The organism is Actinoplanes sp. NPDC048967, assembly GCF_040649415.1.
In the GTDB taxonomy this organism is placed as follows: domain Bacteria; phylum Actinomycetota; class Actinomycetes; order Mycobacteriales; family Micromonosporaceae; genus Actinoplanes.
In genome coordinates this window covers 117,271-143,665 of the sequence record NZ_JBEZFL010000011.1, presented here as the reverse complement: position 1 = coordinate 143,665, position 26,395 = coordinate 117,271, and the positions used below count along the sequence as shown (strand labels likewise).

Below are 26,395 nucleotides of genomic sequence, written 5' to 3'. Positions count from 1 at the left end.
CCGCGGGGATGCGCGGTAACCGGCGGTCAGTCGCCCGGCGGGAGCAGCGCCACTTCGCGGTAGAAGCGGTCGATCGTCCGGACCGTGGCCTCGAACTCGTCCAGCCCGAACGGCTTGGTCACGTACGCGTTCGCCCGGTGCTGGTAGCTCGACGCGATGTCCGGCGCCGCGCCCGAGGTGGTCAGGATGACCACCGGGATGGTCTTCAGCCGCTCGTCGGTCTTGATCGCTTCCAGCGTCTCGCGGCCGTCCATGCGGGGCATGTTGAGGTCCAGCAGGATCAGGTCGGGGCGGTGGGCGTCCTCGTACGGCGCCGTGCGCAGCAAGTAGTCGAGCGCCTCGCGCCCGTCCGCCACCCGGTTGACCGTCGTCTGCCGCTCGGAGCCTTCGAGCGCCTCCGAGATCATCAGGGCGTCGGCATCGTCGTCGTCGACAACGAGGATCTCGAGACTTCGCACCGCTACCCCTTTGTTTGCAGTTCGGCAAGCATAGGGGGTGCCGGGTTCGGGGGCCACCGGCGCACTCGACGATTGCCCGGTCGTGCCTAGGAACCGTCGTCCGCGAGTGCGCCGACGTGCTGCGCGACTCCGGTGGCCGGCGCGCCGAGGTCGCCGCCGAGCAGCGTGACGGCGGCGATGACGATCACCACGATCAGGCCGATGAGCAGGGCGTACTCGACGGCGGTGGCACGCTTGTCGGCGCCTTGCCCGGGCCGGCGGCACACGATTCCGCGCAGCAGGGTGATCAGCAAAGCAGGTCTCCTTGAGCAATACCGCGGGCGTCGCCATCCGTATCGGTCCCGCCGGGAGTCACTCAAGATTTCGGCGGGTCCCAGGGCTGCTCGGTGAACCACGCGGCGACCCGGTCGGGTGCCAGGTCCAAACCGGTGGCTCGGGCGCCGGCCCAGTTCACCCCGACCAGCAGCCCGTCCCGCCGCAGGCCGGGCAGCCAGCTGTCCAGCCAGTCGGCCATCGGGATCTCCACCACGGCGAAGCCCCGGTACGCCGGTACCGCGCCGACCACGCGTTCGGCCCGGGAGGGCTTGGACCAGAACGGCATGGCCCGCCGGCCGGCCTCACCCTCCGGAGCCGGATGGCCGGCGGCGTCCCGGATCGACCAGACCCGGCCCTCCCGGGGCGCCTCCCGGCGGAACGCCGCCGAATGGGCCGCACTGAGCGACATGCCGTCTCCCTCTGTCGGTAACCACCCCTATCGTCGCGTATCGGGGCTTTACCGGTGATTTGAACGGTCAAATCAAGCGAGCAGGCCCAGGCGGTGCACCAGCTTGTCGATCCGGTTGCGCGGCCCGACCAGGCTGACCGCGTGGTACGCCAGCTCGGCGCCGGTCGTCTCCCCGACCTGGCGCAGGTACTCGTCGTACACCCGGGTGGCCTGGCCCTGAACCGGCATGTCGGCGACGAAGACGCCCAGCGAGTCGGCTGCCCGCGTACGGATCTCGGTGAGCCGGGCGACCGGGGCGCCCAGCACTGAGCAGCCCGCCCAGGGCAGGCCCGGGTGCACAGAGCCGTCGGCGTCCTTGGCGTCCGGCCCGAGCAGCCCGGTCACCGCCGCGGTCGTGGCCGCCGCGACACAGACGGCCGCGTTGGTGGCGCGTCCGGCCGGCAGCGCCTCGTCGACGACGATCACCCACTTGAGCCGGGCGGAGCGGGTGGGCTCGTCGGTACGGATCTCCTCGGGCTCGAAGCCCACCTGATTAATGCCGTTCATAGTGAGAAACGGTAGGCATCCGCACGAGTCTGTGACAAGGAATCCGTACTTAATCCGGCTACGCTGACGCTATGGCGCATCTGGACGAACTTGATACGGCGTTGCTGCGGGAACTGCAGATCGATGCACGGCGCACCAACCGCGACATCGCCGCCGCGGTCGGGGTCTCACCGACCACCGCGCTGGACCGCACCCGGGCGCTGCGCGAGCGTGGCGTCATCCGGGGTGCCAGCCTCACCGTCGACCTGGCCGCGATCGGCCGGCCGGTGCAGGCACTCATCGCGGTCCGGATCCGGCCCCCGTCGCGGCGGAACATCGAGGCCTTCCGGAACTGGGTGACCGCCCTGCCGGACACGCTCGGCGTCTTCGTCACCACCGGCTCGGAGGACTTCCTGATCCACGTGGCGGTGCCGGACAACGAGAGCCTCTATGCCTTTGTCATCGACCGGCTGACCGAGCACGCGCACGTGGCGGACGTGCGCACCTCCGTGGTCTACGAGCACCTGCGCAACGACCGGATCAGTCCCGTCCCGTCCTGAGCCGGCTCAGCTGGCGGTCGTGTACGCGGGAGAAGAGCAGCTGGCTCACGACCGCACCGCACAGCGCCAGGAACATGTCCCACTGGGTGTCCCACACGTCGCCCTGCGCGCCGAGGAAGTCGTCGGCCGCGCTGCCGCCGATCAGGGCCGACCACCACTCGAAGAATTCCCAGCACGCGCTCACTCCGAGCACCACGCAGACCACCAGGGCGAAGAGCCAGCCGCCGGGACGCAGCGGGGTGCGGCGCAGCAGGATCTCGCGGGCGATGATCGCCGGGGTGATGCCCTGGAAGAGATGCCCCAGCCGGTCGTACGGGTTGCGCTCCAGCGAGAACAGGTCCTGTACCCATTCCCCGGCCGGCACCTGGGCGTAGGTCCAGTGACCGCCGATCATCAGGATCAGCGCCTGGGCCAGGATCAGCCGGTAGGCGAGCGGCGTCAGCGGGAAGCGCCGGTAGGTCAGCACGAGGACCGGGACGGCGATCAGCGCCGGCAGCACCTCGAGCAGCCAGGTGCCGTAGGAGTACGGGCGGATCGCGGAGATCGCGAGGGCCAGAACCCCGGCGCCCAGCAGGACGGCCGGCTCGCGGCGTGCCTCAGTCATGCCGGGAATCCTGTCAGCGGGACCGCCCCGGCCACCTGGGTACGCGAACTCAAGTCGCCCTAGGGTCGACGCATGTGGATCAGAGAGGCGACAGAGCAGGACTGGCCCCGGATCTATCCGTTCTGGTCGCAGATCGTGGAGGCCGGCGAGACGTACGCGTACCCGCTCGGGCTCGGCCCCGACGAGGCCCGGGCGTTGTGGATGGAGCAGCCACCCGGCCGCACCGTGGTGGCGGTGGAGGGTGACGAGATCCTCGGCTCGGCGAAGATGGGGCCCAACCGGCCGGGCCGCGGCGCGCACGTCGCCACCGGCAGTTTCATGGTCGATCCGGGCCGGCACGGCCGGGGCGTGGGCCGGGCGCTGGGTGAGCACGTGGTCGAGTGGGCCCGCGGCAACGGCTATCACAGCATCCAGTTCAACGCGGTTGTGCAGGTCAACGCCGCTGCCGTGCACCTTTGGCAATCGCTGGGCTTCGTGATCATCGGCACCGTTCCCGAAGCATTTGATCATCAGTCGAAAGGACTAGTGGGCCTCCACATAATGGTTAAAAAGCTATAATTCATCACGAAACGCCTCCAAATCCCGTAGTAGGCCGCAAATCGCCCATAACCTCTCTTTCGTCAGGCCAGCCCTCGGCCTGACGACGAACTAGTTTCGGAGGAATGGGATGAACAAGTCTCGGCGTATCGGAGCCCTCGTGGCCGCCACCGTCGCTTCGGTTGGCATGGCGTCGCTGGTGGCGCCCACCGCTGCGGAAGCGGCACCGCGGGGACCGCAGCCCGTCTCCAACTTCGTGCAGCGGGTCCGGGCGCACACCGACACCTGGGTCAGCATCCGCTGGCAGACCGACCGTCGCATCTGTGACGCCCAGGTCTGGGTGAACGGCCGGCGCGTCGACGTCGACTACCCGCGCAACGCCCGCTCGACGTCCTTCTCGCGGGGCGACTCGCTGCGCCCGGGGCGCACCGACTTCACCGCGTTCCGCGTGAACGCGGACTTCGACCGCTCCGGCGTGGCGCTGCTGCGCGCCACCCTCGTGTACGACAACTGCGGCCGCTTCGACCGCCCCGTGCGCCGGTCCTTCGGGATCGCCATGCCGGTGGTCGCGTACCGCCCGGGCAACGGTGGCCCGATCGGTGGCGGCAACGGCCACGGTAACGGCAACCACGGCGGCGGCAACGGTCACCAGGGCGGCAACGGTCACCAGGGCGGCAACGGTCACCAGGGCGGCAACACCGGTGGCGGCACGAACACGGGTGGCGGCACGAACACGGGTGGCGGCACGAACACGGGTGGCGGCACGAACACGGGTGGCGGCACGAACACGGGTGGCGGCACCAACACCGGTGGCGGCACCAACAACGGTGGCGGCACCAACAACGGTGGCGGCCACACCGGCGGTCACACGAACAACGGTGGCGGCAACAACACCGGCGGCAACAACAACGGTGGCGGCAACAACACCGGCGGCAACTGGAACCACGGTGGCGGACAGCGCTGAGTCCAGCTCACTGAAGTGACGCGCGGGTGGCCGGACGGCCACCCGCGCGTTCCTTCCTTCCGGAGCTGATTACGCGCGACCGGCGGGGGCGGCCGGCCGCGCGTAAGTCCTCATCCCTCAGCGGGTCGCCATGATGAGCGCGGCCGGGTCGGTGCAGACCAGCTCCAGCGCCCGGGCCACCACCGCCGGGTCGTACGTCGAGGCGTGGAACGTCGCCTCCAGGTGCAGCACCCCGCCCATCTCGGACGTGGTGAGCGTGATGCCCTCCGGACCGTTGAGCGTCGGCACGCTCTGGTTGACCCGGTCCGCGGCGTCGACCGCCCACGGCAGGTCGGCGAGCACGTCGTGCCGGCCCTGGTTGCTGAACGTCAGCCGGGGCTGCGGCTCGATCGCCGCCTCCGACGGGTACGCGTCCGGCAGGCCCGGTGCGCCGGCCACCGCGATCTTGCCCTCGCGCAGCAGCATCATGGTCAGGATCCGGCCGGTGGCCAGCTCCGCCTTGAGTGTCGTGTGGATGGCCTGCGGGTCGGTCAGGCTCGGCGGGCTCAGGAACGGGCCCATGCAGAAGTTGCTGTCGATGCTGACGCCCTGGTCCACGTAGCGCCGGGCATCGGCCAGGAACGTGCCGCCGGACAGGTCGGGGTTCAGGCCCAGCTCGCGCAGCGCCGCCGTGAACGCGGCGAACGTGATCGCCGAGGTGGTGACGCCGGGCGCGTACTGGTCACGCCACGTGCGCATCTTGCCGAGCACCTCCGCCGAGCGGGCGGTCTCCACCGTCAGTCCCGGCGTCCACGGCCGCGTCGGCGACTCCTGCGGGTGCGGCGGCCGGGCGAAGCTCAGCCCCTGCTTCCACCGGCCCGGCTTGGTGCCGAACTGCTTCCACCAGGCCTTCGGCAGCGCCCACCGGTGCCGGACGGACGGGGCGATCTGCGCGGCCCGTTCCTCGCCGGCCGCCCGGATCAGCTCGCGGAGCAGCGTGTTCACCGGGCCCGCGTCGCCGTACGCGTGGGCCACCTTCATGGCCACGTACCCGCCGCCGGCCAGGATCCGCACCGGGTGGTGACCGCGCGGCTCGGCCTGCAGCTCGCGGGTCATCGCGTCGAAGTCGGCCGGCCCGTCACCGAGGTCGGTGACCGCCTCCCGCACGTAGGCCGCGAACGTGGCCGCGTCCATGTGCAGCCACTTGGCGCCGGCGCGGTCCAGGCGCGACACCGCCCGGTGGGTCGGGTCGGCGGCGTGCAGGCCGATCAGGGCGGTCCGCAACCGCTCGGCGGTCACCCCGGTCAGCGGGCCGACGGTACGGATGTACTCCAGCGGCAGCCAGGCGCGTTCGCGCAGAGTCAGGCTGGTGGTCGACATGATGTTCTCCTCCAGGGGCGGGCGGGCGAGGACGACCCGCAGCACGGTCGGCGCGACGAGCACCATCTCGGCGGCCATCACCACTGCCACCCAGGTGACGAGTTCGGTGAGGCTGCCGCGGCTGCCGCCGTACCAGGCGGCGACGAGCTCGGCGAGGCCGGCGAAGACCGAGAAGATGCCGGCGCCCCGGACGCGGCCCTGCACCCGGGAGATCGCCAGGAAGAAGTGGTGGAAGACGAACGGCACGTAGGTCAGCGCCAGAATCATCAGCGCGGTGCCGGCCGACTCGGCGTAGCTCGCCCCGAACAGACCCATGATCGGCTTGGCGAAGAACACCACGATCAGCGAGACCGGCAGGCCGCCGCCGAGACAGATGAGCAGACCCATCCGTACCTTGGAGCGCAGCGCGGCCTTGTCGCCGCTGGCCACCGCGAACAGCGTCAGGGCCACGTTGCCCGGCACCATCGCCAGGAACGACAGCACCATGAACGCGGTGTAGAAGGACGCGTTCGCCTCGGCCGACAGCACCGCGGTGACGACCAGGGGCAGGGCCGCGCGCGGCAGGTAGGTGGCCAGGTTCAGCAGGTTGTGGTCGAACGTCGCCCGGCCCCGGCCGCGCAGCAGCGACACGCGGGGGCGTACCGAATCGACCATGCCCTTGCGCCGCAGCGTGCGGCCCAGGATCACCACCGAGAGCACCATGCCGGCGATCCAGGTGAGCAGCAGTTCGCCGCCGGTCAGGGTGAGCGGCAGCACGGCGAGCACGCCGAGCAGGACCAGCTTCACCACCGAGAACCAGGCGTTGCGCATCAGCTGCAACGGTCCCTGCAACAGCCCGACCAGGGCCTCGTCCAGGACCAGGGTCATCGCGTTGAGCGCGATGCCGAAGACCAGCAGCACGGTGGCGGCCGTGCTGCCGAGCGCGTTCTGCAGGCCGGGGACGGCCAGGTGGGCGAGCGCGACGTAGATCAGCCCGCCCAGGGTCGCGGCGCTGCCGGCGACCAGCAGGCAGGTGGAGATCAGTTCCCACTTGCGGCCGCGCAGCGCGGGCAGGTCGGAGATCAGCATGGTGCCCATGCCGAACATGCCGATCGTGCCGATCAGCGTCATCGCGGAGACCGCCGCGGACGCCTGGCCGACGGCCTCGGCCGGTGCGGTACGCGCGGCCAGCCACCAGTACGCGAAGCCGAACAGGGACGTGATCGCCGTCGTGGCCATCAGCGAACCGGCGTTCAGGAACAGGTCCAGATGCCCGCGCAGAACGGTGACCAGGCCACCACGACCCGGACCCTCCGGTCCCGGATCCAGGCTTTCCGGCACGACCTCGGTGACCGTACTTTCCACTACTACCGCCCCCAGTGCAGTGATCGAAGCCAAACGGTAGTTACCCGCAGTATTCGACTGCCACGGCAGAGTGGTGCACACTCCGCACACTGTCCGGAGTGGAGAACCTGCGGACCGGGGGACGGGTCCGGGACCGTTCGGTGGATCTTTGAGGCCCCTGGGACCTCAGGCGTTATGCCTGGTCACAGCCGTAACGTCCGATGCCGCGGGTGAGCCGGCACACGGCGGAAGGCCTACTCCTCCCAGACCGGCACGGAGGGTAGACCCCGCTCGGCCCGGGCCGCGTCGGTGAGCTCCTGGATCAGCCCGGTCTTACCCCGCGTGTACGCGTCGCCCGGCCCGAACTTGTCCATCAGCTCGCGCTTGAGGGCGGCGTACCGGTCCCGGTCGGCGGGATGGGTGAGCAGGTAGTCGCGCAGCAACCGTTCGTTGCGCACCGGCCAGCTCTCCGCCGTGACGATGTGCAGGTGGTAAGCCGTGCTGTCGTAGTCCTCACGCCGGAAGAAGAGGCGCTCCGGCATGTCGGTCGGCACCCTGCGGTAACCGAACGTCCCGAGCGCGCTGGTGTTGACGTCGTCGAGGTCCTCGAGACTGGCCATCAGGTCGATCACCGGTTTGGCCGGCAGCCCGGGCACGGCGGTGCTGCCGACGTGCTCGACCGCCAGGAACAGCGGAGCCAGCACGACACAGGCCTGCCGGCCCAGCTCGGCCCAGCGCTGATCCGGCTCCGCGATCGTCACAGCCAACCCACCTTCTTCAAGCGGCGGTGCAGCACCACCGCGGCCCCGGCCATCAGCAGCAGCACGCCCGCGTAGCCGTATCGCCAGCCCAGTTCGGGCATGAACTCGAAGTTCATCCCGTAGATGCCGGCGATGGCGGTCTGCACGGCGGCGATCGCGGCCCACGACGCGATCTTGCGCATGTCATTGTTCTGGTCCACCGACACCTGCGCCAGCCGAGCCTGCAGGATCGAGTTCAGCAGGTCGTCGAACCCGGCGACCCGGTCCACCGCCCGGTTCAGCCGCCCCCGCACATCCACCAGGTACGGGTACAGCCCCGCCGGCACGACGTCGCGGTCGAGCAGCCGCTGCAACGGCTCCTGCAGCGGCAGCACCGCCCGCTTGAACTCCACCATCTCCCGTTTGAGCTGGTAGATGTGCGCGATGTCGGGCGGTCTGCTGGCGGAGAAGGAGACCTCCTCCAGCGCCTCGAGGTCGTGCTCCACGTGCGCGGCGACCTCCAGGTAGAGGTCGACCATGCGGCTGCTGACCGCGTACGCGACCGCCCACGGACCCTCGGCCAGCAGGGCGGGCCGCTGCTCCAGTTCCTGGCGGACCGGCCGCAGCGCACCCGCGGCCCCGTGCCGCACGGTGATGACGAAACGGTCGCCGATCAGCACGGTGACGTCGCCGGTGTCCACCACCTCGGAGCTCTCGGTCAGCTCCTCGTGCTCGACGTAGCGCGCGGTGCGCAGCACGAGCCGGGTGACCTCGCCGATCACCTCGGCGGCGGGCCGGTGCCCGGCCGCGGTGGCCTGCTCGGCGGTGAGCTCGTGCAGGCCGAAGACCCGGGCGATCGCGGCCATCGTGGGCTCGTCGGGCTCGTGCAGCCCGAGCCAGACGAACGCGTCCTTCTGCCGGTGCGCCTGGCGGACGGCGTGCGCGTAGTGCAGCTGCCCGGGCCGGCGCGCACCGGCGTGATACACGGCACAGTCGACGACGGCGTCGGGGTTGCTGCGCCTCTGTTCCGGTGCGGCGGGCACCGGGCGGGCCAGGCCCTCGATGAGCCGGCCGAGCGTACGCGGAAGGGAGCGCGTCTCGCGCCGCCGCAACCCGAACATCCGCGGTTCCCCCATCGATCGCCGGCCGTCCGGGATGACCGTAACGGTTGACCGCCCGCTTGCGCCGCACCGTGTGCCCGTACCGGGTTCGGATCCTTCACCGGCGCCGGGCCGGGCCGGCTCGCCCAGCCCGGCCCGGCCGCCCGGATCAGGCCGAGCGACGCATCGCCCGGGTGCCGACCAGCAGGCCGAACGCGCCCACCGCGGCGGCCGCGATCGCGCCGGTCACGGTCGTCGACGCCCAGACGTCGCCGTTGAACAGGGCCCGTTCCGCGTCGACCACGTAGGTCAGCGGATTCCACTTCGACAGCGCCTGCAGCCAGCCCGGCCCGGCCTCGACCGGCAGCAGCATGCCCGCGAGCAGCAACAGCGGGAAGAGCAGGGTCTGCTGCACCGTCCAGAACAACCACTCCTGATTTTTGGCCGCCAGCGCCAGCGTGTACGACAGCGAGCCGAGCCCCAGGCAGAAGACCGAGAGGATGACCAGGCCCAGCAGCGCGCCGCCGAGGTGCAGGTCGAAGCCGAACGGCAGGCAGATCGCCACGATGACCGCGGCCTGCACGACCACCGGCACGATCTCCTTGAGCGCCCGGCCGATCAGCAGCGCGGGCCGGCGCAGCGGGGTGACCAGCATCCGCTCGTGCGATCCGGTCTGGATCTCGAAGAGCAGGTTGGAACCGGTCATCGAGGTGCCGAACAGGCACGACATCACCACGATGCCGGGCACGAACCACTGCAGGCTCAGATCGTCGGGCAGCAGCGGCGCGAACAGGCCCAGGAAGACCAACGGCTGGACCATCGCAAAGACGACGGTGAACGGGTTGCGCAGGACCGGCCGCAGTTCGCGGCTGAAGACCACGCCGGTGTCGGTGACGAGATTGGTCATGACTCAGGCCTCCACGAGAGCGGGTGCGGTTTCCCCGGTGTCCCCGGCCGACCGGGCGGCGCCGCCCTCGCGCAGGCTGCGGCCGGTCAGCTGGAGGAAGACGTCGTCGAGCGTGGCCCGCCTGACCTCGACCTCGGCCGGGGGCAGCCCCCAGGCCCGCAGGTCGTCGAGCAGCCCGGTGACCAGCCGGGGAGCCCCGGGGACGGAGATGGTCACCTCGGTGCCGTGCTGGTGGGACTTGTGCGGGACGCGGGCCGCGACCGCCGCCGCGTCGGTCTCGTGCTCGAAGCCGAGGACGATCCGGTCGCCGACGTGCTCGTCCTTGAGCCGGGCCGGGGTGTCGTCGGCGATGATCCGGCCGTGGTCGATCACGATGACCCGTTCCGCCATCGCGTCCGCCTCGTCGAGGTAGTGGGTGGTCAGCACGATCGTGGTGCCGTACCGCTCGCGCAGCTCGACGATGTGCTCCTGCAGATTGGCGCGGTTCTGCGGGTCCAGCCCGGTCGACGGCTCGTCGAGGAAGAGCAGCTCGGGGGCGTGGATCAAACCCATCGCGATGTCCAGGCGGCGGCGCTGGCCACCGGAGAGCGTCGACACGGTCCGGTCGGCGACCTCACCGAGGTCGAGCGACTCGATCAGCTCGGCGGCGCGCCGCCGGGCGTCGGCCACCTTCATCCCGTACGCGCGACCCTGGCTGATCAGCTCGTCGCGGCCACGCTGGCTGTGCGCGGCGCCGTTGCCCTGACCGATGTAGCCGATCCGGTGGCGTACCTCGCGTTGCGCGCGGACCACGTCGTGGCCGGCGACCCGGGCGGTGCCGGAGGTCGGCGGGATCAGCGTGGTGAGCATGCGCAGGGTGGTCGACTTCCCGGCGCCGTTCGGGCCGAGCAGCGCGACCAGCTCACCCGGGGCGACGGTGAGGTTGATCCCGCGTACCGCCTGCACGTCCTTGAAATGCCTGGTCAGGTCGTGTGTCTCAATCATGGGATCCACGCTAGGAGCAGATGCGGCCACTTTTTGACCGCAATCGACGGCAGACTGACGACATGGCGAACACGAGTGCCCGGATGCTGCGGCTGCTCTCCCTGCTGCAGACCCACCGCTACTGGCCCGGCACCGAGCTGGCGGACCGGCTGGAGGTCAGCCCGCGGACCCTGCGCCGCGACGTCGACCGGCTGCGCGAGCTCGGCTATCCCGTCGACGCGGCCCGCGGCGTCGCCGGCGGCTACCAGCTGCAGGCGGGTGCGGCGGTGCCCCCGCTGCTGCTCGACGACGAGGAGGCGGTCGCCATCGCGGTCGGGCTGCGTACCGCGGCGGCCGGGGCGGTCGCCGGCTTCGAGGAGACCTCGGTGCGGGCCCTGGCGAAGGTCATCCAGCTGCTCCCACCCCGGCTGCGTAAGCGGATCGACGCGTTGCAGGCGGCGACCGCGCCCGGGGTCTTCGGCGGCGGCCCGGCCCTGAACGCCGCCAGCCTGACCACGATCGCCCTCGCCTGTCGCGGCGAGGAGCGGCTGCGCTTCGCCTACACGCCCCGCGAAGGCGCAGAATCCTCCCGCTACGTCGAACCGCACCGCCTGGTCTCGCTCGGCCGCCGCTGGTATCTGGTCGCCTGGGATCTGGACCGCGGTGACTGGCGCAGCTTCCGGATCGATCGGCTGACCGCGCCCCAACTGACCGGCGCCCGCTTCCGTCCCCGCGAGATCCCCGGCGGCGATCCGGTGGCCTGGATGCGTTCCCGGCTGGCGGCGGTGCCGAACCGCTACGACGTGTCGGTCGTCATCGGCCGGCCCGCGCCGGAGGTGCAGAGCTTCGTGGGCCAGTGGGGCACGGTGGAGCCGGAGTCGGCGGCGAGCTGCCGGCTGCGGATGAACGTGGACGACCTCGGCTGGCCGGTCATGGTGCTGGGCATGCTGGGCGCCGACTTCACAGTGGAGTCACCTCCGGAATTGCGCGATCAGGCCCGCGCAGCAGGCGAAACCCTGCTGCGCGGAGCCGACCGGTAGCTGGACGGATCGGCGCCCCCGTGGCGCCGATCCGCACGAGAAACCTATCGACCGGGTACGACATTTTTTCGCGTCGCCGCCGCGCGGCACTCCCGGGCGGATCCGGGGAAACCCGGCTGAGAATGTCGGTGGTGACCGGCATACTTCCGGTCGTGAACGAGGTACCGGAAACCGTCGACGACGTCATCGAGCTGGTCCGCTCCGGCCGGCCGCCGAAATATGTCTTCTTCTGGGGCCACCGGCCGCAGCGCGACGGCAGCATCGGCACCGGCTGCCTGAGCCAGTGGTGGCCGTCGGCGTTCACTGTGGACGATGTGCGCTTCAGCTCGGCGGAGCACTACATGATGTGGCGCAAGGCGCTGCTCTTCGGCGACGAGGAGACCGCCCGGCTCATCGTCGCGGCCGGCCACCCCCGCCAGGCCAAGATGCTGGGCCGCCGGGTCCGCGGTTTCGACGAGCAGACCTGGGTCCGGCATCGCTGGTCCATCGTCACGCAGGCCAGTGTGGCGAAGTTCGGCCAGCGTCCCGAGCTGCGTGACTTCCTGGTCGGCACGGGGGAGCGGATCCTCGTCGAGGCCAGTCCCACGGACCGGATCTGGGGCATCGGGCTGGCCGCCACCGACGAGCGGACGGCCGACCCGGCCCGGTGGCAGGGGCTCAATCTGCTCGGCTTCGCCCTGATGGCCGCCCGTGAGCAGCTCAGGGGATGAGCCGGCGCATCCGCCAGGCCCACACGTCGTCGTCGGGTCCGGCTCCGTAGGCCCTGCGCTTGCTCATCTGTTCGAAGCCGCGCGCCCGGTAGAACGGGATGCCCTTGTCGTTGTCCACGACCACGGAGACCCACAGTTCCTCGGCGCCGAGCTCGGTCACCTGCTCGGTGATCCTGTTCAGCAGCAGGGTGCCGAGCCCGCGCCCGCGTTCGGCCGGGTCCAGATAGATGACGAAGAGCTCACCGACACCCGGCGCGGTCGTGCCACCACCGGCCGCGCCGAGCACCCGGCCGTCCTCCTCGACGACCTGGTAGCCCAGCCAGCCGGGCGGCCTCGCGGCGATCTCCCCGGCCACCCGCTCCGGGTTGTAGAACTCGGCGATGACCCGTTCGACGTAGTCGCCGGGCAGCAGGCCGGCGTAGGTGTCGCGGTAGGCGTCGGTGCAGATCCGGCAGATGGCCGCCACGTCGCCGGCGGTGGCGGCTCGGACGCTCGCGTTCATGCGGGGCAGATTAACCCGGCCGGCCGGTCACCATCGGCGGCGGTGACCCGCGCGGTCCCGGACGGTGGCCCAGACCATCTTGCCGCCCGTGGTCGGGATGGCACCCCAGGCCACCGAGTCGGCGTGCACCACGCGCAGGCCGTGCCCGCGCTCGTTGAGCGGCAGCCCCGGCGCCACCGGGCACGGGTCGATGATCCGCGGCAGTGTGGGGTCGCGGTCCCGGACCGCCAGGTGCAACGCGGTGCCGCGACGCGAGATCGACACTTCCATCTCCGTACGGGCGTGCTCGACCGCGTTGGCGACCAGCTCGGAGAGCACGGCCCGGCCGGGATGCAGCAACGGCGCGAGGTTCCAGGCGTGGCAGGCGCCGCCGACGAGATTGCGCGCGACGCCGGGGGAGACAGGCGAGGGTGGCAGGCGCATCCGGACCACGTCGGTCAGCGGACGACTGCCGGTGAGCGACTCCCGGGCCTCCGCGAGCGAGGCGAAGACCGGCAGGTAGCGCCGGGCGCCGATCTGGCCCAGCCGGTGCGCGAGCGGCGACCCGGCGGGCAGGCAGAGGGCGAGCCGGGCGGGCGGATCGGCGGCCGCGGCGGCCTGGGTCGCGGACAACCACACCGGCACGCTGTCGGCCGCCGGGTCCGTCACGCCGGCCACGTCGATGAGGATGGCGGCGGGACTTTCGGCCAGGCAGCGACCGATCTCCAGGGCCACCGTGGCGCCGAGCTGCGGATGCCAGTCGCCGCGTACCGCGATGTCGATGACCGCCCCGTCCACGTCCGCGGTGACCGAGACCTGGGCGCGGGCCCCGTCGAGCGCGGGCAGGAACAGGTACGGAGGGTTCTCCTCCATGGACGCGGCTCCTCAGTCGGCACGTCGGTCGGGGTATCAGGCAGTCTCGGCCGCTGTCCGCCGCCGGTCAACGAAGCTCACCCGTACGGGTGCAATCGGCCGGCTCGGCCAGGGAGGATGGTCGGGTGACCGGACTAGGTGCCATCTTCCTGCCCCAGAATCCGCCCGAGCGGCTGCGGAGCATCGCCCGCGCCGCTGACGAGGCCGGCCTCGAACAGCTCTGGTTGTGGGAGGACTGCTTTCTGAACAGCGGTGTCGCGGCTGCCGCGGCCGCACTGGCCTGGACGACGAGGCTGCGGGTCGGCATCGGCATCCTGCCGGCGCCCCTGCGCAACGTGGCCCTGACCGCGATGGAGGTCGCCACGCTGCACCGGATGTTCGGCGACCGCGCGATCGTCGGCGTCGGGCACGGCGTGCAGGAGTGGATGGCTCAGGTCGGCGTCAAGGCGGCGTCGCCGATGACCATGCTGCGGGAGCAGGCCACCGCCCTGCGGGAGCTGCTGCGCGGCGAGACCGTGACCGCCGAAGGCCGCTACGTGCGGCTGGCCGAGGTCAAGCTGGACTGGCCGCCGGAGCAGCCGCCGGCGCTGTTCATCGGTGCGACCGGTCCCAAGACCTTGCAACTCTCGGGGGAGCTGGCCGACGGCACGATCCTGACCGGCGGCACCTCCCCGGAGGGTGTCCGAGCGGCCCGGGAGCACATCGGCCGGGCGGACGGCCACCAGCTCGTCGTCTTCCTACCGGCGGCGATGGGCCCGACGGCGGCTGACCGCATGGCCCGCCAACAGGAGCGCTACGGCATGGACTTCCCAGGAGTGGCGGGCGACGCCCGGGCGGTAGCGGCGACGGTCGAGCGCTTCGCCGAGGCCGGTGCGACCACTGTGGTCCTCCAGCCGACGGTGGACGACCCGGACCCGGAAGCGTTCGTCCGGGCCGTGGCGACGGAGGTACGCCCCCTGGTCGGCTGACCTGCACTATCGTGTCCGACATGCCCATTTCGCCATACCTTCGTAGCCTGCGCGAAGTCATCGGCCACCGGATGCTGCTGCTGCCGGGCGTCACCGCGGTGGTCTTCGACGACGCGGGCCGGCTGCTGCTGGGCCGGCGCGCGGACAACGGCAGCTGGGCACTCATCGCGGGCACGATGGACCCGGGCGAGCAGCCGGCGGAGACGGTCGTCCGAGAGGTGTACGAGGAGACGGCCGTCCACGTGGTCCCGGAACGGATCACCAGCGTGCTGACCCAGCCGCCGAACACGTACCCGAACGGCGACGAGACGGAATTCGTCGACATCACCTTCCGCTGCCGGGCGGTTGGGGGCGAGGCCCGGGTGAACGACGACGAGTCGCTGGCGGTGGGCTGGTTCGAGCTGGGCGATCTGCCCCCGATCAACGACCTGAACCGCCGGCGCATCGAATACGCGCTGACGCCCGGCGCGGACGCCTGGTTCAGCGCCCCGGCCGTCCATCAGCCCTGACCCGCGGCTCTCAGAGCCGGCGGGCGCGCACGTGGTCGTCGTGCCAGACGTCGCCGACCAGGAACTTCTTCGTGCCGATGATCTCGAAGCCGTGCTTGGCGTAGAACTTGGCCGCCCGCTCGTTGCGCTGGTTGACGCCCAGCCAGCAGAGCCGCGCCCCGGTCGCCGCGGCGGCCTCGAGCGTCGCCGTCATCAGCGTGGCGGCGATGCCGGAGCCGTGGTTGCGCGCGGCGACATAGAACTTGCTGAGCTCGATCGCCGGCGCCGCGGTCGAGTCGTCGGGCGTCCCTGGCCGCGGCGGCGGCGATGCGGAACGAACCACGGCCGCCAGTTCCGGGTCCTGGATCGGGCCGCCGATCAGCATCGCGTACCCGACCGCCACGCCGGCGTCCTCGGCCAGCAGCACGATCCGCGCCGGGTCGGCCAGGTACTTCTCGAAGCTCGCCAGAGCGAGATGTTCGGCGATGAAAGCGTCGATGTCGGTCTGAAGCGTGCCCGGCGGGGTAGCCAGACCGAAGGTGTCGGCCGCAAGCCGGTGCAGCTCAGCCGCGTCCGCCGGGACCGCGCGCCGGATGGTGATCGCCATGGCGTCACGATAACGGCGGCGTGACGCGGGCCATCGGGGCGTCCCGAAACTGGAAAGAGGGTTTAGAGTCGTGCCGACCGACCGATCGACGGTCCGGAACGGGAGGATGAAGCGGTGAGCGAACCGGCATTCCAGCGCAGAGGCCTCGACGACGTGATCCCGGTGCCGGCCGAGGTGCGGCCCGACCCGGCCGCCGACTTCACCATCGGCGAGGGTACGGCGATCCGCACGGCGCCCGGTTCGACCGAGGCCCGCCGGATCGGTGAGTACCTTGCCGCGCTGCTGCGCCCGGCCACCGGGTACGCGCTGCCGGTCGGCGAGGACTCCGGTGAGATCGCCCTGCTGCTCGACCCCGCCCCCGACCTCGACGCGGACGGCGACTTCGACGGCGCCCCGGACGAAAGTTACCGGCTCGAGGTCAGCGGGTCCGGTGTCACGGTGCGGGCTGCTGCCGCGGCCGGCCTGTTCGCCGCTGTGCAGACTCTGCGGCAGTTGTTGCCCGCCGCGATCGACGCGCCCGGCCCGCAGCAGGGCGCATGGGTGCTGCCCGGTGGCGAGATCGTCGACCGCCCCCGCTTCCCGTACCGCGGCGCGATGCTCGACATCGCCCGGCACTTCTTCACCGTCGCCGAGATCAAGGCGTACATCGACTCGCTGGTCCAGTTCAAGATCAATCACCTGCACCTGCACCTGACCGACGACCAGGGCTGGCGGCTGGAGATCGACGGCTGGCCGAAGCTCACCGAGGTCAGCGGCGGTGAGGGCACGGGCGTGGACGGCACCGGGCCGGGCTTCCTGACCCGCGCGGACTACACCGAGCTGGTCGGCTACGCGGCCGACCGGTTCGTGACGATCGTGCCGGAGATCGACATGCCGGGACACGTGAACGCGGCGCAGGTCGCGTACCCCGAGCTGACCGCCGACGGCGTCGCGGTGGCACCGCGTACCGACATGGAGGTCGGCTACAGCTCGCTGGTCGCGGACAAGGAAGAGACGTACGCGTTCGTCGAGGACGTCGTCCGCGAGGTCGCGGCGCTGACCCCGGGCCCGTACCTGCACATCGGCGGCGACGAGGCCCAGGCCACGACGGCGGAGGACTACCGCACGTTCATCCAGCGGGTGCTGCCGCTGGTCGCCAAGTACGGCAAGCGCGTCGTCGGCTGGCACGAGATGGCGGGCGTGGAGCTCCCGGAGACAGCGATCGCCCAGTACTGGCGAATCGAAGCAACCGACGAGGGCACCGCCCGGGCCGCCGCCAACGGCAGCAAGGTGATCATGTCACCGGCGGACCGCAGCTACCTGGACATGAAGTACACCCCCGACAGCAAGCCCGGCCTGGACTGGGCCGGCGTGATCAACGTCGAACGCTCATACGACTGGGACCCGGCAGACCGCCTCCCGGGCGTATCAGAACAACACCTCCTCGGCGTCGAGGCGCCGCTGTGGTCGGAAACGCTGCGCAGCCTTACGGACGTGCAGACGATGACGTTCCCGCGCCTGCCGGCTGTCGCGGAGATCGGCTGGTCCCCGCGCGCTACGCACGACTGGGAGTCGTTCCGGCAGCGGCTGGCGGCTTTCGGTCCCCGCTGGCGTAACCAGGGCATCGCCTTCCACGCGTCCCCGGAGATTCCCTGGACCTAGGGCGGCCCCCGTCGCAGGCCATGACGTCCGGGGCGAATGCGGAGGTCATGGTCCGCGAGCGGCTGCGGTGGGCGAGCTTGAGTGAGTGATTGGTCCCGCTTGATGCTGGGCGTCGCCCGGCCGTGGACTGCCTGGCGGCTAGCCCAGTTCGAGGGCGGGGCAATGCAGGGTGGGGCCAGTTCGGGGCCGGGGCCAGTTCGGGGCCGGGGCCAGTTCGGGGCCGGGGCCAGTTCGGGGCAGGATCAGTTCAGGAGCGGGACCAGTTCGGGGCGGGACCAGTTCGGGGCGGGGCCAGCTCGGGGCGGGGCCAGTTCGGGGCGGGGCCAGCTCGGCGCCGGGGGCCATGCTTCGCGGTTGACCCGCTTCGCGGTTGACCCGCTTCGCGGTTGACCCGCTAGGTCGGCGGCCAGAAGCGCACGGTGGTCGTCGGTGAACGAAAACCCACTCAGCGGTGGGTCGGGCTCAGCGGTAGGCCCGCCCCAGCGGTAGGCCCGGCCCAGCGGTAGGCCCGGCCCAGCGGTGGGTCCGGCTCAGCGGTGGGTCCGGCTCAGCGGTAGGCCCGGCTCAGCGGTGAGGCACCGCTTCGCGGGAGCCCCCGCTTCGCGGGAGCCCTCCGCGGTGCGACCCATCCTGCGTCCGGGCTTGACCAGCACAGGACCCGGCCCACTCCCGCGGGAAGACCCGCCAGGCTCACCGCTCAGCAATCACCACCCAGCTGTGATCGGGCCCGCTGACCCATCCCCAGCTGGGGGATCGGCCCGCTGGCTCTTGCCCAGCCGGGGAGAACCCCGGCCAAGGCGTCAGCCGATCCGCTCCACCAGGGCGACGTGGTCCTTCGCCGGATCCGAAACCGTCCCGACTCCCCAGAACGCCGACGTCCCCGGAATGTTCTCCACCGCCGAGAGGAACGGGTCCGCCGCCCAGAACGGATTGTCGGCCCGAACCTTCGGCCCGTAGACCACGCTCCACTTCTTGCCCTGGTAGCGCAGGAACAGCGACCCCGGATACGACACCCCGTACGGCTCGGTCGGGTTGCTTCCGGTCACCCACAGATTTCCGGCCGGGTCCCCGCCGACGGCCCACAGATTGGCCGACTCCGTCGGTGCGGCCACGCGCTGCCACGAGACACCATCCCAGTGCATGATCAGCGGCTTCGGCCGAGACGAGTCGTACTCGATGGTTCCGACCGCCCACGCGTCGGTGGCCGAACGCGCGTGCACGCCGGTCAGCCGGGCACTCTGCACCTTCGGCAGCGTCGCCACCCGCCAGGTGCCGCCGGTGCGCTGCACGATCAGTGGTTCCGGGTAACCGGCGTCGTCGACGTGCCAGGAGCCGACCGCGAACGCGGCACCGGCCGGTGCGGTCGCCACCGCCTGCAGACCCCCGCTCCACCTGTCACTGCCCGGCACGACCACCTCGCGCAAACGCTGACCGTCCCACTCCATGACGAGAGCTCCACCCGCACGCCGGGCGCCGACGATCAGCGGCTTGCCGTTGCGGGCCGCCACGTCGCTGAACCGGCCCTGATCGGCCGCCGCAATGCCCTGCCAGGCCGTGCCGTCCCAGCGAGCCGCGTACGGCGACTGCCTGTCGTCCTGCCCGACCGCCCACACGTTCGAGGGATCCACCGCGCTCACCGCCTCCGGTGAGTCGAACGGCGCGGGCAGGAGGCTCTCCGACCACGTCCTGCCGTTCCACCGCACCAGGGCAGCCGGCTGGACCGGAATGCGCCCGTACGCGTTGTCCTGATATCCCACCGCCCAGGCGTCAGCCGGCCCGGTCGCGCTCACGTCGACCAGCCGGCTCGCCGGTTTCAGTGGCGGTTCCGCCGCTGTCCGCCAGGTCACCGCCGCCTCGGCCGGCACCGCACCGGCCAGGCTGACGGTGATCGCTCCGACCACCGCCACCAACGGCGCACGCCTCATCGCCCCCATGGACATCTCCCTCGATAGGTGGGATGCCCATCAGCGTCACAGCTGTCGATGGTCGGCGCGAGGTGTGCGGCCTGACCGTAAGGACCTCGTAAGAGGTCCCTCCTGGTTCACGGAACTACGATTTGCACGTCGCTGGCCGGCCGGGCCGGGATCCGGCTCAGGTTGATGCTCAGGTCCTGCGGGGGCAGGTAGTAGTCGAGCCGGGCCAGCCGTTGCACCAGGGTGCCCAGCAGGGCGACCGTGATCCGTTCGCCCGGGCAGCGGTGACCCGTGCGGGGATCGCCGCCACCCTGCGGGATCAGGTCGAAGTCGCCGATCGGCCGGTCCACGAAACGCTCCGGACGGAATTCGTACGGCTGAGGGAAGAGCAGGTGATCATGGTTCTGGCCGTAGACATCGAGCAGCACCAGGGCGCCCTTCGGGATGTGCTCGCCGGCGAAGGTCAGGTCGGCGATCGCCCGGCCGCCGAGGAACGGGGCGAACGGGTAGAAGCGGCGCACCTCGTGCACGAAGGCCGCGGTGAACTCGTCGTCGCCGTCCCGCAACGGGCGGCGGTGCTGCGGCCAGCTGTCCAGGGCGTGCGCGCTGAACGCGACGAACCACGCGACCGCCGTCGCCGGACGGATGATGTTGATCAGTTCCACGGCCGCCGTACGGGGCTCGAGCGGCTCGCCGTCCTCGCGGAAGTGCGCGATCGTGGTGATCGCCGCGTCGGCCGGTGCGATGACGTCGCCGCTGCGTACCCCCTCGATCTTTGTGGCCAGCCAGCGCTCGCGCCGGCGGCGGGCCGCCAGGGCGCGCCAATGCCGTGGGCCCGGGGTCGCGAAGCCGTCCACCATCGCGACCAGGTCGGCGGCCAGTTTCGGCAGCTCGTCGTCAGTGACGGGGATGCCGGTCCACCGGGTCACCGCGCGGGCGATGACCAGGGCCGACTCGTCGAAGAGAGTCACCGGCGACCGGCCGCGCCAGCTCTCCGCCGCCTCGTCGAACGACTCGCCGACCAGTTTGGCCAACACGTCGACGCCGTCGTTCATCAGCAGCGCGACGAACAGCGCCTTGCGGTGCCGGTGCGCCTCCCCGTCGAGCGTGTGCACCGCGCCCTTGCCGAACAGCGTGGCCACGACCGGAGGCGGCAGAGCAGAGTGCCGCTCGAGGTGGCTCTCGTCGTAGAAGAACCGCACGGCCTCCGGTCCGCAGACCGCCACCGCCCGCCGGCCCAGCACCCGCAGCGGCACGGGCCGGCCGTGATGCCGGCGGCGGAGATCGGGCAGCCAGGCGTAGCCCTTGATGCCGGCCACGAGAGTCTGATCAAGGTCAGTCATGCGGTCGTGGATCCCCACGAGGCCGCCGCCGAAACGGCGGCGTTGTGTCGCCGGCGTGAACGTCCCGAAATCTTCCTTAAATCTTCTTACCGGTACGGCGGGCCGACACGCCGGATCCGCGCACGTCACCGCCCTTGTTCGGGGCTCAATCGTGACCGTCCGGCGGAGCGGCGGCCATGGCGTCGTCGTAGGCGCGCCCTAGGCTAGCCGCGTGCAGAAGAGGGTGCTGGCATCGGCGACCGCGCTGGCCGGGTTCCTGCTCGTCGCGGCACTGCAGCTCGCGCTGGTCGTGGTGCCGGTCCTGCTGCTGCTCTCGATGCTGCCCGGCGCGGCCGCTCTGCGCCTCGGCGTCCCGGTCTGCATCGCGACGGTCGGCGTGATGGCGTATGCGACCTGGCGCGCCCTGCACACGCGCCGCCCGGAGCCGGTCGGCATCCCGGTGACCCGCGCGGACGCCCCGCGCCTGTGGGAGCTGCTCGACGGCGCCGCGGCGGCCGCCGGCACGCGCACGCCCGATCGGGTGACGATCGTCGCCGACGCGGCCGCGAAGATCATCGAGCGCACCCGCCTGCTCGGCCTGCTCGGCGGCCGACGCGACCTGTACCTCGGCCTGCCCCTGCTCCAGGCGTGGGACGAGGCACATCTGCGCGCGGTCGCGGCCCACGAGCTCGGCCACTTCTCGCCGCGCCTGGGCCGCCTCGCGCCCCTCGCCTACCGCGGCCGGGTGGCGGTGGGCCGAACGGTGCCGCGCATCCCGCCGCGCAATCCCGCCGGTCCACTGCTGCGGACGTACGCGAAGTGGTACCGCCGGATCGACGCACCGTTCAGCCGGGCCCAGGAGCTGACCGCCGACCAGATCGCCGCCGAGTACGCCGGCCGTCCTGCCGCCACCGCGGTGCTGCGCGACCTACCCGCGCTGGATGCTCTGCAACGGATCTTCCACGCCGAGTATCTGGGTCCGGGCTGGCAGGCGGGCCACGTGCCGGACGACCTGTTCGGCGGCTTCCTCCGGGTGCTGGCGGCCCGGGCGGACGACGTGGCGGTGCTGCGTGCCCGCGACCCGGGCGTTCCGTCCACTTGGGACACCCATCCGCCGGTCTCCGATCGGCTCGCGGCACTGAGCGCGGCCCAGGTCGTCACGCCACGAACGCCTGGCGCGGACGAGCGAGAGCCGGAGTTGGTCGGCGCGGCGGCCTCGACCTCCAGCGCCTCGATGACCACGGCCGGGCTGAGCACGGGCGGGCCGGTTACCGCAGGCGGGCCGGGCGCCGGCGGGGAGCCGGGCACCGACGGTCGGCCGAGCACCGGCGGTGCGGAAACCGACGAAGCCGGGAAGCCGATGGAGTCGCCCGTCAAGGCGGTGGGCGACGATGATGCATCGCCGGATCCGGCATTCAGCGCGTTGCCCGTCACCGCAGGTCAGCCGGATTCCTCGGCGGGAGCCTCGACCGCCGTGACCAAGCCCGATGGGGAAGCCGCATCTGAGCCCGACAAGGTAAAGGCCGCGCCGGCCGGTGTGGACGATCCGCAACCGGCCGGGTTCGATCTCGGCGCCCCGGCCGGAGACCTGGTTCCCGACCTGCCCGGACTCGGACGGGCGCTGCAAGGGGTCGCCTTCCCGGCGCAGGGCCGCACCACCGTCGATTGGGACTCCTTCTTCGGTGCCGCCCGCACGGTCGAGATGCAACGGGAGGCCGACGCCGCCCTGGCCACCATCTCCCGCGCCGCCGCCGTGCCCGTCGGGACGGCCGCCGATGTTCTTGACCTCGCCGCCGACGGCCGGCTGCACAAGGCCGCCGAATCAGTCTTCGCCGGCCTCCCCGCCGACGAGACCGCCGCCCGCGTGGCCGAGCTCGTCACCCTGCTTCTCGCCCTGGCCGCGTTGCGCAGCGGGGCCGCCCGCTGGCGGCACAGCTGGACCGGCAACGCCGAGCTCATCGCCGCCGACGGTGCCCACCTCGATCTCGGTGGCCTCGCCGCACTGGCCAGTGACCCCGCGACGGTCGCCACCGCCCGGGAACGGCTCGCTGAGCTGCGCATCGATCCCGCCGCCGTGGCCGGTGCGGACACCGCACAGACCCGGCCCGAGGTCGTCGGCGGCGTGGTCAATCTGATCGTCGACGGCGCCCGGACCGACCTGCTCATTGTCGACACCGGACTGTTCCTCGTGCCAGGTCTGCCCCGTTCGCAGAACGGCTCGGCCAAGCGACGGCTCGCCCGGTTCGCGGCCGCTGATGTGCCGCAGCGCGACGAGACCGCGCCGGGCAGCCGGTTCGTGCCGTTCGCCGAGGTGGCCGGCGCCACTCGGACGCGGCGTCGGAGCTGGGATCTGAGCCTGCGGGACGGCGGGACGCTCAGCGTGCGGACGGCGCTGGACTCCGACGAGCTGCCGGGTGGCTGGGCCGCGCTCGACGACGCCGTAGCGTTCCTGTCCCGTACCAGATAGTTGCCGGGCCGGCTGAACCGTTGATCGCCGGCGTCCGTGGTGAAGATAGAGACGTCATTCCGACGGGATGAGTCACGAACTTGTCACCAGGGGTCATCATGGGTGCCATGTTCGTTCGCTTACCCTTCGCCGAATTGGGTAGATGAAGGCCACTCGAAGCGGCGATGATCGTCACTGACAGGGGGGAGGGGCGCTATGGAACGGGGACCAATGGCGCTCTTCGGGGCCATCGTCGCGATCGGCCTCGGACCGGCAATGTGGCTCGGCGTGCAGTTCGGTCAGGTGACGTTGTCGCCTGAGCGTCCGCCCGCCGTGACATCCGTGCAGAACAACGTGGACGCGCCCCGCGGCGGTTCCGGTGCGGGCGACGCACCGACCGAGGCCGAGGCGATCCGTACCGAGCCGAAGTCGAACACCCAACCGCTCACCCGGACCAAGAACGCCCGCCCGGCCACGACGAAGTCGCCGTCGCCGTCGCCGTCCGATTCGGAAAAGCCGCCGACGTCACCGACCGACCCGGCCTCCTCGGAGACGCCGGATCCCGGCGACAACGAGACGACCCCGCCGACGGAGTCGACGACCCCGCCGGACGATCCGCCGCCGACCGACGAGGACCCGGACGTGCCGCCACAGCCGCCGACCGACCCGAAGATTGAGCAGACCGCGAGCGACGCCTCAATCGTCTGACGACTGACCCACCCGGAGCCCGGGCCCGAGCGGCCCGGGCTTCGCGCTGTCCGAAGAAGAAGCAACGGAAAACCCGTCCGAAGAAGCAACGGAAGGCGGAGCCGCGGAGAGATACGTGCGGCTCAGACCGCGGGCCGTCTCCGCGAAGCATTCCCGCAGCTCCGGCGGATCGAGCACCTCCGCCTCCGCCCCCAGTTTCAACAACTCGATATGCCCGTGCCGCACCGATTCGATCGGCACTGTCGTGGTCAGCCACCCGTCGTCCCCGGCCGGCCCCGCGCAGGCCCGGGCCGCCCGCGCCATCTCCGGCGGGAAGACGTACGCCATCCGGTCGAGGGCCTCGGTCGTCATCCGTACGGTCGCCTGCGCCCGGTAGACGCCGCGTTCGTACTGCTCGGTCCACTCCTGCCAGAACCGGGCCAGATCAAAGTCAGCCGGTCGGTGGGCCGGCTCGTCGAGCAGTTCGGCGTCGAGGATGTTCACCACCCGGTACGCCGCGACCCGCTCCTTGGATCCGGCCACCAGATACCAGCGTCCCGCCTTCAGCACGACGCCCAGCGGAGACAGCGTCCGGTTCACCTCGCGAGGCGCCTTCCAGCGCCGGTAGCGGACCTCGATCATGCGGGCCCGCCACACCGCGTCCGCCACCGTGGCCAGGTGCGGAGTCGGCTCGTCGGCGCGGAACCAGCCCGGCGCGTCCAGGTGGAAGCGTTCGCGTACCCGGTCTGCCCGGTCGGCCAGCTCACCCGGCAGCGACGCCCGCAGCTTGAGCTGCGCGGCCGCCAGCACCGACCCGAGGCCCAGTTCCGCAGCCGGGCCTGGCATCCCGGCCAGGAACAGCGTGCCGGCCTCGTCGCCGGTGAGGCCGGTCAGCCGGGTGCGGTAGCCGTCGAGCAGCTGGTAGCCGCCGGCCGGGCCGCGGTCGGCGTAGACCGGCACACCGGACGCGCCGAGCGACTCGACGTCGCGGTAGACCGTCCGGACCGAGACCTCGAGCTCGGTGGCGAGTTCCTGGGCGGTCATCCGCCCGCGGTTCTGCAGCAACAGCAGCAGGGAGAGCAGCCGGGACGCGCGCATCCGCCCAGCATGGCACCGGCCGCGTGCGGTGAGCACGCGGCCGGGATGCGGACGGGGTCAGAGGCTGAGGATGCGGTTCAGCATGTCCCGGTAGCCGCGCAGCTGCACGCGCAGCTGCTCGGTGTCCTCGGTGTCGTTGTTCAGGCCTTCACGCTGCGAGCGCAGGCTGGCGGAGAGCTTCTCGACGGCCTCGTCGACCAGCTTCGCGGCGTCGCCGGCGGCGTCCTTGGGGCTGTCGACGAAACGCAGCTGCACGTCACGCCACCGCTCCTGGAACGTCCGGGCGTCGTCCTGGTCGAACAGGCCGCCGGACTTCTCCGCCGAGCTGCCTGCGACCGAAGCCGAGCTGCCGGCGACCGGAGCCGAGCTGCCTGCGACCGGAGCCGAGCTGCCGGCGACCGGAGTCGAGCTGCCGGCGGTCGCGGCAGCGACAACCGGGACGGCCGCTTCGGCGGGCGGCGTGCTGTCGATCGGCGTACCCGTGGCCGGGTCGACGGCCTTGGGGTCGTCGAAGCCACCGTCGTCCTTGAGCGGGGCGTCGTCCTTGAGTGGAGTGGCGTCGGCGGTGTTGCCGTCCGAGGCGGCGCTCTCGAGGGAAGTCTCGGTGGCGGGGTCGACGGCCTTGGGGTCGTCGAAGCCGCCCTCGTCCTTGAGCGCGGCGGACGTCGCCGGGGCCTGGTCGTCGAAGGTGGTGACCGAGTCGTCCCGGTTGCCGTCGCCGTCGAGGTCGGGGAGGTCGCCGGACCGCGCGGAGACCGCACCGGGGCCGGTGTCGCTCGTGTCGTCGAGCGGAACGTCCACCACGTCGTCCGGATCGGTGCGGTCGCGTCCGTCGCGGGTGTCCTCGGCGGTCCAGGTGGCCGGGACGGTGTCGGGGGCGGTGACCGTGCCGTGGCCGGGGTGGGGGTCCGCGGCCGAGTTGACCACGCCGTCGCCCGGGGCGACGTTGGCGTCGTCGCCGACGCCGGTGTCGGCGGCCGAGTCGCGGTCGGTCGCGTCCCACCGGTCGTTGGTCGGGTTGGCCATGGCCGACGCCGCCACCGCGCCGCCGACGGTCGACGCGCCGAACGCGGTCGGCTGCGGGCTCGGCTCGTGGAACGGCGGCGGGTCGGTGTCCTCGCGGCGGGTCACGTCATCGACCTCCTGGTCCACGACGCCGTCCCGGTCCGGGTCGGCTGCCGTGCTGTCGGCTGGGGTGCGGTCGTCGGCTGCGGGCGGGGTGTTCGACCAGGGCGACGGCGGCCGCTGGTTCGGTACGGCCACCGGCTCGGACCGTACCCGCTCGGGCCCGTCGTCCTGGGCCTGGTCATCGCTGGACTCGCGCGCGTCGTTGGAGAAGAAACGCATGGTCGGCTCC

The 26,395-nt window shown here is 71.6% G+C and carries 27 protein-coding genes; 10 read left to right on the top strand and 17 right to left on the bottom strand.

The features are described from left to right. Nucleotides 1–26: 26 nt before the first annotated feature. The 4 genes from AB0C12_RS37045 to AB0C12_RS37030 form a co-directional block, all read right to left on the bottom strand. Entirely contained in the window at nucleotides 27–458 is a 432-nt protein-coding gene (locus AB0C12_RS37045; protein ID WP_360555052.1) for a response regulator, read from the bottom strand. Nucleotides 459–544: 86 nt separating this feature from the next. After that, the gene (locus tag AB0C12_RS37040) at nucleotides 545–751 is read right to left on the bottom strand and encodes a Flp family type IVb pilin (protein WP_360555050.1); all 207 of its coding nucleotides are present in this window, start codon (nucleotides 749–751) and stop codon (nucleotides 545–547) included. A 62-nt stretch (nucleotides 752–813) separates the two neighbouring features. After that, nucleotides 814–1,182 (bottom strand): DUF2750 domain-containing protein, encoded by a 369-nt coding sequence (locus AB0C12_RS37035; RefSeq protein ID WP_360555049.1) that lies wholly within the window; start codon nucleotides 1,180–1,182, stop codon nucleotides 814–816. Nucleotides 1,183–1,254: 72 nt separating this feature from the next. Continuing rightward, the gene (locus AB0C12_RS37030; protein WP_360555047.1) at nucleotides 1,255–1,728 is read right to left on the bottom strand and encodes a DUF2000 domain-containing protein; all 474 of its coding nucleotides are present in this window, start codon (nucleotides 1,726–1,728) and stop codon (nucleotides 1,255–1,257) included. 71 nt (nucleotides 1,729–1,799) lie between these two features. Between AB0C12_RS37030 and AB0C12_RS37025 the strand changes: the two genes are divergently transcribed. Next, entirely contained in the window at nucleotides 1,800–2,267 is a 468-nt protein-coding gene (locus AB0C12_RS37025; protein ID WP_360555045.1) for an Lrp/AsnC family transcriptional regulator, read from the top strand. Here AB0C12_RS37025 and AB0C12_RS37020 read toward each other — a convergent pair. Next, on the bottom strand, nucleotides 2,248–2,871 hold the full coding sequence (locus AB0C12_RS37020; protein WP_360555044.1) for a DUF2238 domain-containing protein: 624 nt from the start codon (nucleotides 2,869–2,871) through the stop codon (nucleotides 2,248–2,250). The genes AB0C12_RS37025 and AB0C12_RS37020 overlap by 20 nt on opposite strands. A gap of 72 nt (nucleotides 2,872–2,943) precedes the next feature. Here AB0C12_RS37020 and AB0C12_RS37015 point away from each other — a divergent pair, with 72 nt between their 5' ends. After that, nucleotides 2,944–3,429, top strand: coding sequence for a GNAT family N-acetyltransferase (locus AB0C12_RS37015; protein WP_360555043.1), 486 nt, complete (start codon nucleotides 2,944–2,946; stop codon nucleotides 3,427–3,429). A gap of 166 nt (nucleotides 3,430–3,595) precedes the next feature. Further along, complete coding sequence (locus tag AB0C12_RS37010; RefSeq protein WP_360555041.1) at nucleotides 3,596–4,372, top strand: hypothetical protein; 777 nt, start codon at nucleotides 3,596–3,598, stop codon at nucleotides 4,370–4,372. A 117-nt stretch (nucleotides 4,373–4,489) separates the two neighbouring features. On the opposite strand, the gene AB0C12_RS37005 is transcribed toward AB0C12_RS37010, so the two are convergent. The 5 genes from AB0C12_RS37005 to AB0C12_RS36985 all read right to left on the bottom strand — a co-directional run bounded on the left by AB0C12_RS37005 (nucleotide 4,490) and on the right by AB0C12_RS36985 (nucleotide 10,785). Continuing rightward, the gene (locus tag AB0C12_RS37005; RefSeq protein WP_360555039.1) at nucleotides 4,490–7,075 is read right to left on the bottom strand and encodes a lipopolysaccharide biosynthesis protein; all 2,586 of its coding nucleotides are present in this window, start codon (nucleotides 7,073–7,075) and stop codon (nucleotides 4,490–4,492) included. A gap of 233 nt (nucleotides 7,076–7,308) precedes the next feature. Beyond that, complete coding sequence (locus AB0C12_RS37000; RefSeq protein WP_360555038.1) at nucleotides 7,309–7,815, bottom strand: GrpB family protein; 507 nt, start codon at nucleotides 7,813–7,815, stop codon at nucleotides 7,309–7,311. Then, a complete protein-coding gene (locus AB0C12_RS36995; RefSeq protein WP_360555037.1) occupies nucleotides 7,812–8,915 on the bottom strand; it encodes a magnesium and cobalt transport protein CorA in 1,104 nt (367 codons plus the stop codon). Before AB0C12_RS36995 ends, AB0C12_RS37000 begins: the two co-directional genes overlap by 4 nt. Nucleotides 8,916–9,063: 148 nt before the next feature. After that, nucleotides 9,064–9,801 (bottom strand): ABC transporter permease, encoded by a 738-nt coding sequence (locus AB0C12_RS36990; RefSeq protein WP_360555036.1) that lies wholly within the window; start codon nucleotides 9,799–9,801, stop codon nucleotides 9,064–9,066. A 3-nt stretch (nucleotides 9,802–9,804) separates the two neighbouring features. Beyond that, a complete protein-coding gene (locus tag AB0C12_RS36985) occupies nucleotides 9,805–10,785 on the bottom strand; it encodes an ATP-binding cassette domain-containing protein (RefSeq protein ID WP_360555034.1) in 981 nt (326 codons plus the stop codon). 62 nt (nucleotides 10,786–10,847) lie between these two features. On the opposite strand from AB0C12_RS36985, the gene AB0C12_RS36980 reads away from it, so the two are divergent. Both AB0C12_RS36980 and AB0C12_RS36975 read left to right on the top strand, forming a co-directional pair. Further along, nucleotides 10,848–11,804 (top strand): YafY family protein, encoded by a 957-nt coding sequence (locus tag AB0C12_RS36980; protein WP_360555033.1) that lies wholly within the window; start codon nucleotides 10,848–10,850, stop codon nucleotides 11,802–11,804. 152 nt (nucleotides 11,805–11,956) lie between these two features. Further along, on the top strand, nucleotides 11,957–12,514 hold the full coding sequence (locus AB0C12_RS36975; RefSeq protein ID WP_360555032.1) for an NADAR family protein: 558 nt from the start codon (nucleotides 11,957–11,959) through the stop codon (nucleotides 12,512–12,514). Here AB0C12_RS36975 and AB0C12_RS36970 read toward each other — a convergent pair. After that, complete coding sequence (locus AB0C12_RS36970; RefSeq protein WP_360555030.1) at nucleotides 12,504–13,016, bottom strand: GNAT family N-acetyltransferase; 513 nt, start codon at nucleotides 13,014–13,016, stop codon at nucleotides 12,504–12,506. The genes AB0C12_RS36975 and AB0C12_RS36970 overlap by 11 nt on opposite strands. Nucleotides 13,017–13,043: 27 nt before the next feature. Beyond that, nucleotides 13,044–13,868: an ATP-binding protein gene (locus AB0C12_RS36965; RefSeq protein ID WP_360555029.1), complete on the bottom strand. Its 825-nt coding sequence runs from the start codon at nucleotides 13,866–13,868 to the stop codon at nucleotides 13,044–13,046. 125 nt (nucleotides 13,869–13,993) lie between these two features. On the opposite strand from AB0C12_RS36965, the gene AB0C12_RS36960 reads away from it, so the two are divergent. Both AB0C12_RS36960 and AB0C12_RS36955 read left to right on the top strand, forming a co-directional pair. Continuing rightward, nucleotides 13,994–14,836 carry an LLM class flavin-dependent oxidoreductase gene (locus tag AB0C12_RS36960; RefSeq protein ID WP_360555028.1) on the top strand — a complete coding sequence of 281 codons (843 nt, stop codon included), beginning with the start codon at nucleotides 13,994–13,996 and terminating at the stop codon, nucleotides 14,834–14,836. Between the two features lie 20 nt (nucleotides 14,837–14,856). Further along, nucleotides 14,857–15,345, top strand: coding sequence for an NUDIX domain-containing protein (locus tag AB0C12_RS36955; RefSeq protein ID WP_360555026.1), 489 nt, complete (start codon nucleotides 14,857–14,859; stop codon nucleotides 15,343–15,345). 10 nt (nucleotides 15,346–15,355) lie between these two features. Here the strand turns inward: AB0C12_RS36955 and AB0C12_RS36950 are convergent, their stop codons facing one another. Further along, a complete protein-coding gene (locus AB0C12_RS36950; protein WP_360555025.1) occupies nucleotides 15,356–15,931 on the bottom strand; it encodes a GNAT family N-acetyltransferase in 576 nt (191 codons plus the stop codon). A 114-nt stretch (nucleotides 15,932–16,045) separates the two neighbouring features. Here AB0C12_RS36950 and AB0C12_RS36945 point away from each other — a divergent pair, with 114 nt between their 5' ends. Then, complete coding sequence (locus AB0C12_RS36945) at nucleotides 16,046–17,572, top strand: family 20 glycosylhydrolase (RefSeq protein ID WP_360555023.1); 1,527 nt, start codon at nucleotides 16,046–16,048, stop codon at nucleotides 17,570–17,572. A gap of 800 nt (nucleotides 17,573–18,372) precedes the next feature. Here AB0C12_RS36945 and AB0C12_RS36940 read toward each other — a convergent pair. Together AB0C12_RS36940 and AB0C12_RS36935 are read right to left on the bottom strand one after the other, a co-directional pair. After that, the gene (locus AB0C12_RS36940) at nucleotides 18,373–19,506 is read right to left on the bottom strand and encodes a hypothetical protein (protein ID WP_360555022.1); all 1,134 of its coding nucleotides are present in this window, start codon (nucleotides 19,504–19,506) and stop codon (nucleotides 18,373–18,375) included. Nucleotides 19,507–19,613: 107 nt separating this feature from the next. Next, nucleotides 19,614–20,828 (bottom strand): cytochrome P450, encoded by a 1,215-nt coding sequence (locus AB0C12_RS36935; RefSeq protein WP_360555020.1) that lies wholly within the window; start codon nucleotides 20,826–20,828, stop codon nucleotides 19,614–19,616. 211 nt (nucleotides 20,829–21,039) lie between these two features. On the opposite strand from AB0C12_RS36935, the gene AB0C12_RS36930 reads away from it, so the two are divergent. Both AB0C12_RS36930 and AB0C12_RS36925 read left to right on the top strand, forming a co-directional pair. Beyond that, nucleotides 21,040–23,274 (top strand): M48 family metalloprotease, encoded by a 2,235-nt coding sequence (locus AB0C12_RS36930; protein WP_360555019.1) that lies wholly within the window; start codon nucleotides 21,040–21,042, stop codon nucleotides 23,272–23,274. 195 nt (nucleotides 23,275–23,469) lie between these two features. Next, the gene (locus AB0C12_RS36925; RefSeq protein WP_360555017.1) at nucleotides 23,470–23,961 is read left to right on the top strand and encodes a hypothetical protein; all 492 of its coding nucleotides are present in this window, start codon (nucleotides 23,470–23,472) and stop codon (nucleotides 23,959–23,961) included. Here the strand turns inward: AB0C12_RS36925 and AB0C12_RS36920 are convergent. Both AB0C12_RS36920 and AB0C12_RS36915 read right to left on the bottom strand, forming a co-directional pair. Beyond that, nucleotides 23,950–25,038, bottom strand: a complete 1,089-nt coding sequence (locus tag AB0C12_RS36920; RefSeq protein ID WP_360555016.1) for a YafY family protein — start codon at nucleotides 25,036–25,038, stop codon at nucleotides 23,950–23,952. The genes AB0C12_RS36925 and AB0C12_RS36920 overlap by 12 nt on opposite strands. Nucleotides 25,039–25,095: 57 nt before the next feature. After that, complete coding sequence (locus AB0C12_RS36915) at nucleotides 25,096–26,385, bottom strand: hypothetical protein (RefSeq protein WP_360555015.1); 1,290 nt, start codon at nucleotides 26,383–26,385, stop codon at nucleotides 25,096–25,098. Nucleotides 26,386–26,395 lie beyond the last annotated feature (10 nt).

Coding starts and splice junctions, on each gene's coding strand:
- AB0C12_RS37035 (WP_360555049.1), bottom strand. CDS start 1,182: ATGTCGCTCAGTGCGGCCCATTCGGCGGCGTTCCGCCGGGAGGCGCCC.
- AB0C12_RS37030 (WP_360555047.1), bottom strand. CDS start 1,728: ATGAACGGCATTAATCAGGTGGGCTTCGAGCCCGAGGAGATCCGTACC.
- AB0C12_RS37025 (WP_360555045.1), top strand. CDS start 1,800: ATGGCGCATCTGGACGAACTTGATACGGCGTTGCTGCGGGAACTGCAG.
- AB0C12_RS37020 (WP_360555044.1), bottom strand. CDS start 2,871: ATGACTGAGGCACGCCGCGAGCCGGCCGTCCTGCTGGGCGCCGGGGTT.
- AB0C12_RS37015 (WP_360555043.1), top strand. CDS start 2,944: ATGTGGATCAGAGAGGCGACAGAGCAGGACTGGCCCCGGATCTATCCG.
- AB0C12_RS37010 (WP_360555041.1), top strand. CDS start 3,596: ATGGCGTCGCTGGTGGCGCCCACCGCTGCGGAAGCGGCACCGCGGGGA.
- AB0C12_RS36995 (WP_360555037.1), bottom strand. CDS start 8,915: ATGTTCGGGTTGCGGCGGCGCGAGACGCGCTCCCTTCCGCGTACGCTC.
- AB0C12_RS36990 (WP_360555036.1), bottom strand. CDS start 9,801: ATGACCAATCTCGTCACCGACACCGGCGTGGTCTTCAGCCGCGAACTG.
- AB0C12_RS36985 (WP_360555034.1), bottom strand. CDS start 10,785: ATGATTGAGACACACGACCTGACCAGGCATTTCAAGGACGTGCAGGCG.
- AB0C12_RS36980 (WP_360555033.1), top strand. CDS start 10,848: ATGGCGAACACGAGTGCCCGGATGCTGCGGCTGCTCTCCCTGCTGCAG.
- AB0C12_RS36970 (WP_360555030.1), bottom strand. CDS start 13,016: ATGAACGCGAGCGTCCGAGCCGCCACCGCCGGCGACGTGGCGGCCATC.
- AB0C12_RS36965 (WP_360555029.1), bottom strand. CDS start 13,868: ATGGAGGAGAACCCTCCGTACCTGTTCCTGCCCGCGCTCGACGGGGCC.
- AB0C12_RS36955 (WP_360555026.1), top strand. CDS start 14,857: ATGCCCATTTCGCCATACCTTCGTAGCCTGCGCGAAGTCATCGGCCAC.
- AB0C12_RS36950 (WP_360555025.1), bottom strand. CDS start 15,931: ATGGCGATCACCATCCGGCGCGCGGTCCCGGCGGACGCGGCTGAGCTG.
- AB0C12_RS36940 (WP_360555022.1), bottom strand. CDS start 19,506: ATGGGGGCGATGAGGCGTGCGCCGTTGGTGGCGGTGGTCGGAGCGATC.
- AB0C12_RS36935 (WP_360555020.1), bottom strand. CDS start 20,828: ATGACTGACCTTGATCAGACTCTCGTGGCCGGCATCAAGGGCTACGCC.
- AB0C12_RS36925 (WP_360555017.1), top strand. CDS start 23,470: ATGGAACGGGGACCAATGGCGCTCTTCGGGGCCATCGTCGCGATCGGC.
- AB0C12_RS36920 (WP_360555016.1), bottom strand. CDS start 25,038: ATGCGCGCGTCCCGGCTGCTCTCCCTGCTGCTGTTGCTGCAGAACCGC.
- AB0C12_RS36915 (WP_360555015.1), bottom strand. CDS start 26,385: ATGCGTTTCTTCTCCAACGACGCGCGCGAGTCCAGCGATGACCAGGCC.